Annotated in this window: 3 protein-coding genes, 1 tRNA gene and 1 rRNA gene; 2 read left to right on the top strand and 3 right to left on the bottom strand. The window is 58.7% G+C overall.

All coding sequences use genetic code 11. From position 1 onward, the window contains the following. Window positions 1-544, bottom strand: a 16S ribosomal RNA gene (locus I55_RS08665); the annotation flags it as partial. Window positions 545-1228: 684 nt separating this feature from the next. Between I55_RS08665 and I55_RS08660 the strand changes: the two genes are divergently transcribed. Further along, window positions 1229-1304, top strand: a tRNA-Glu gene (locus I55_RS08660). A 57-nt stretch (window positions 1305-1361) separates the two neighbouring features. Further along, window positions 1362-1736 carry a DUF6538 domain-containing protein gene (locus I55_RS39490; protein WP_376739183.1) on the top strand — a complete coding sequence of 125 codons (375 nt, stop codon included), beginning with the start codon at window positions 1362-1364 and terminating at the stop codon, window positions 1734-1736. On the opposite strand, the gene I55_RS08650 is transcribed toward I55_RS39490, so the two are convergent. Beyond that, window positions 1642-2928: a serine/threonine-protein kinase gene (locus I55_RS08650; protein WP_159107148.1), complete on the bottom strand. Its 1287-nt coding sequence runs from the start codon at window positions 2926-2928 to the stop codon at window positions 1642-1644. The two genes, I55_RS39490 and I55_RS08650, sit on opposite strands and share 95 nt — an antisense overlap. 142 nt (window positions 2929-3070) lie before the next feature. Beyond that, window positions 3071-3700, bottom strand: a complete 630-nt coding sequence (locus I55_RS33840) for an FHA domain-containing protein (protein WP_044560119.1) — start codon at window positions 3698-3700, stop codon at window positions 3071-3073. Window positions 3701-4008: the final 308 nt, after the last annotated feature.

Here is a 4008-nt window from a genome sequence, read left to right as displayed (position 1 = left end):
GCTTACGCGCCCTTTACGCCCAGTAATTCCGAACAACGCTAGCCCCTTTCGTATTACCGCGGCTGCTGGCACGAAGTTAGCCGGGGCTTCTTCTCACGTTACCGTCATCATCGTCACGTGCGAAAGAGCTTTACAACCCTAAGGCCTTCATCACTCACGCGGCATTGCTGGATCAGGCTTGCGCCCATTGTCCAATATTCCCCACTGCTGCCTCCCGTAGGAGTCTGGGCCGTGTCTCAGTCCCAGTGTGGCTGATCATCCTCTCAGACCAGCTACCGATCGTCGGCTTGGTGAGCCGTTACCTCACCAACTACCTAATCGGACGCGGGCCCCTCCTTCGGCGATAAATCTTTCCCCTATGATCTCCACAACCACAGGGCTCATCCGGTATTAGCTCCAGTTTCCCGGAGTTATTCCGAACCAAAGGGCAGGTTCCCACGCGTTACTCACCCGTGCGCCACTAAGGCCGAAGCCTTCGTTCGACTTGCATGTGTTAGGCATGCCGCCAGCGTTCGTTCTGAGCCAGGATCAAACTCTCAGGTTCAATGCGGTATCTCACCAACCTCGCGGCCAGCAAGAACCTCGACGGAAACCAACCTTAGTCGGCACCTCAAACCCAAGTCCGTTCCTGTTCCCCTCATCGCTGAAGGGACATATTCAGAGCATGTTCTTAAGATGCGCTTCGATCGTTTCCACGTTGCTGCCCGAACCGGGCCCAGCGTCGGAACCGCCGTCTGCGCATCCCTTCTCAAGACGTTCACTTGTTCAAGAACCCGTGGCCAAACGCAGATACGCGCCAAAACCACAACCCCGTCCTTGGCCGATCCCCGTGAGGACCAACCCAAACCCGGACAGGAAGGGCGAATTCCGTATCGTCCGGCAGTTCCACCGCCAGGACCGCAACCCCTCAATCACCAGCGTCAACCGCCAGAACCCAGGGATCGCTTCGCCGTCGCGCCGTTCGTTGTCGCCCGCCGCGTCGGTGAACGGGGTTATAGAGACGCCCGACGGGGCTGTCCATAGGAATCTTTCAGTCCCGTGACGATTTTTGGCAACCGCCACGCCCCGTATATGATCGCGCGCGGGCGAGCTTAAGGGCCGCCAACGGGATTTTTCCATGCGATGCGGCCGGCACTCCCTTCTTCCTGGCCCCTTCTTCCTGGCGGCGAGAAGAAAGCGCTTGGCGCCGCCCTCCATCTGACGTACATAGCCGGCTCCACCCGGCCTCGTCCCCTTCGTCTAGAGGCCTAGGACACCGCCCTCTCACGGCGGTAACAGGGGTTCGAATCCCCTAGGGGACGCCATACTTCGGCTTAAGTGTTTGAGATAATTGGCAATATAGGCGCCCAGCCCGGATCGGTGTGACACACGTCTGTGACACACGCGGGGACGCCATCTTGGTTGCCATCCCATATATCGTCCAACGTCGTCAGCGACTCTATCTGCGCGTCCGCCAACCCGCCGACGTCGCCGCCCTGACAGGCCGCCCCCACTACGTCCGCTCCCTGCGCACCACCGATCCTCGCCAAGCCCGGGCTGTAAATCGGCGCGATCAATTGACCCCGCCAACCTCAATAGAATCAAACGGATATCGCGCCGATCGGCGTCCAAGCCGCACGCCGATTAACACTCAGGCCGCCTTTAGGCGACAACCACATCAAGCCCGCAGACCCTGTCCTGCAGCAGGCGCCCCTCCTTATCCCTTGAAAAGACCAGAAGACCGCCCAGCAGAGTGATCAGCAGGGCTCTCGACAGGGCCCGCGTCAGCGTCATTTCCTTGGTGGGATCGATCCGGGCGAACAGCAGGCCGGTCAACACCATGCCGGGAGTTGGCTTTTCGTTCAAAGGCAACAGGATTTGGCATAGAAACCAGGCGATGATCCCGATGCCGATCAACTGATCCGCCTGCGGAAGCCCGCCCACCGCCATGGCGATGCAGACCACCAGCCCAAGAAACAGCTCCACCATCCCCGCCAGGGCGCGCCGCAAGACCGGGGCGCGCCGAACGGCGCGATCCGGCGGCGGTGGGGGAGGAGGCTCCGGCAACGATGGCGGCAACGCCAATCTTTTCAGTGCCGACCGAAACTCCGTCGCCGACCGATAGCGCTCGTTCGCATTGAGGGCCATCGCCTTGTCGACAATCTCGTCAAGCGCGGCTGATACCGTGGGGTTGAGCGCGGACGGCGGTAGCATGAAGACCCCCTCCGCGCGGCGCGGCGCCTCTGGGGGGATCCGCCCGGTCAGGCAATGGTATAAGGTCGCGCCCATACCATAGATATCAGCCTGAGGCGTCAGGACGGCATCCACTTCATATTGCTCAAGCGCCGCATAGCCCGGCGTCAGCGTGTGACGCACATTCATGTCCCTGGCCCGCAACTTTTCCCGCGCCGACCCCAGATCCAGAAGGCACATCGATGCATCTTCGCGCACATGAATATTGCTGGGCTTAAGATCGAGATGGAGGAAATTGGCTTTGTGCATTTGCGCGACAAAACTAAGTAACTGCATTGTTACATTAACTGCTGGGTTTGCCGGCATTGGAAGTGATGTCTTTTTAATTATATCCGACACATAATCATCAAGTGTTGAGCCGCGAACAAATTCCGTAACAATATAGTATGTATTATTATCCATGAAATCGTCGTAATATTGAACAATGCCCGGCTCGCGGATCATGCTTTGCAACATCAGGGCCTCGGCCTGGCTACCTTCCAGTGCCGCCCTGAAATCCTGGGTACATCCGAATATGGGATAGACACTGCCGTCTGGCTGCCGGGACGCCAGGCGATCCGTAAAGAGTTCCTTGATCGCGACGATCCGATCCTGCTCACCGTCCCAGGCGCGGTAACAGATGCTGTAGCCACCTATCCCCTCTTCTTTACCCAGCATGTAGCGGCCCGAACCCAGAGGTGTCCCATAGGGCAGCATGAAGTGTTCCTTCGACGAACGCCGGCGGCCGGAATACTTACAGCGGCCGCAACGCCCATCGACGAAGTCACCGTAGATGCAATAGGGACACCTCATTCAGTCCTCCCCTGGCCGGCCTGGCCGGCCGCTGGTTAGTGTCCGCTCAGGAGCCGGATTTCGCTGCCGCCTCAGCCTTTTGCTTGGCATCTTCCGCGGCCCAATCGAAACGTTCACCACAGAATGGAATGAACATCAGCTTCGTCTGTCCAAGCTCGATGACGTCATAGGGATTCAGCGGCTGCGGCGTGAAGACATCGGCATCGTTCAGATAAATCAAATTGCGACCGTCACCGGGGACGACGCTGAAAGTCTTGCTGCGTGCGCTGTAGACGAGCTGGGCATGATTTTCGCGAGATATGGTGTCATCGCCCTCGATGAAGACATCCATGTTGGGGGAGCGCCCGATCTTGTTGCGATCACTGTGCAACCGATAGTCTCGCCCCTTGTCCGGCCCAGCGATACAGACCAGCCACCCGACAACTGGATCGATTCCCATGGATTTACGAGGCACCGAGATGGTCACGCCCGGGTTGCCTGGATTGCGGCCACCACCTGCGGCCGCGGTCGACTGAAAGGCCGGCTCCGTCGGGGTGGAGCCACTACGTGCGGACTTCAGGTCTTGCGTTCCCTTCAGATCAGGGGGGGCGACATCGTCCACAGGACAATATGGGCATCGATCATATTTGGTATCGTCAAAAAAATGCTTTTTGCGCTCGCACTGGACGGTGGCCATAATTGCTTGTCTCCTTTATTCAAATTCTGGTCTTTGATCAGATATCATGCGACGGTCACCGCCACGAAACTCAGATTATCTGGATCCGGCAAGCGTGGATTCTTCTTTATTATTTCAACAAGGGCTGCTCCCCACCGCGCTGCGTCTCTCGTTCGAGACGGCAGTGCCGACAACGTCCTCATCCTCGATCCTTTGCCAGAAGCCGTCGCTGCAGATGAGAAAGCTGTCGCCCGGACATAGGTCAATCGGGTCGGGCGCCAAATCGGGCAGGCCGGAGCCCGGCCGCCCCAGAGTGCGAGCAGACGATG

Source organism: Azospirillum sp. B4, assembly GCF_000333275.1.
Lineage (GTDB): Bacteria > Pseudomonadota > Alphaproteobacteria > Azospirillales > Azospirillaceae > Nitrospirillum.
Note: the sequence above shows the minus strand (reverse complement) of the source record. Positions and strands in the feature narration are given on the sequence as shown.

Excerpts from the sequence above, each read along its gene's own strand:
- I55_RS33840 (WP_044560119.1), bottom strand. The coding sequence starts at position 3,700 with ATGGCCACCGTCCAGTGCGAGCGCAAAAAGCATTTTTTTGACGATACC.
- I55_RS08650 (WP_159107148.1), bottom strand. The coding sequence starts at position 2,928 with ATGCTGCCCTATGGGACACCTCTGGGTTCGGGCCGCTACATGCTGGGT.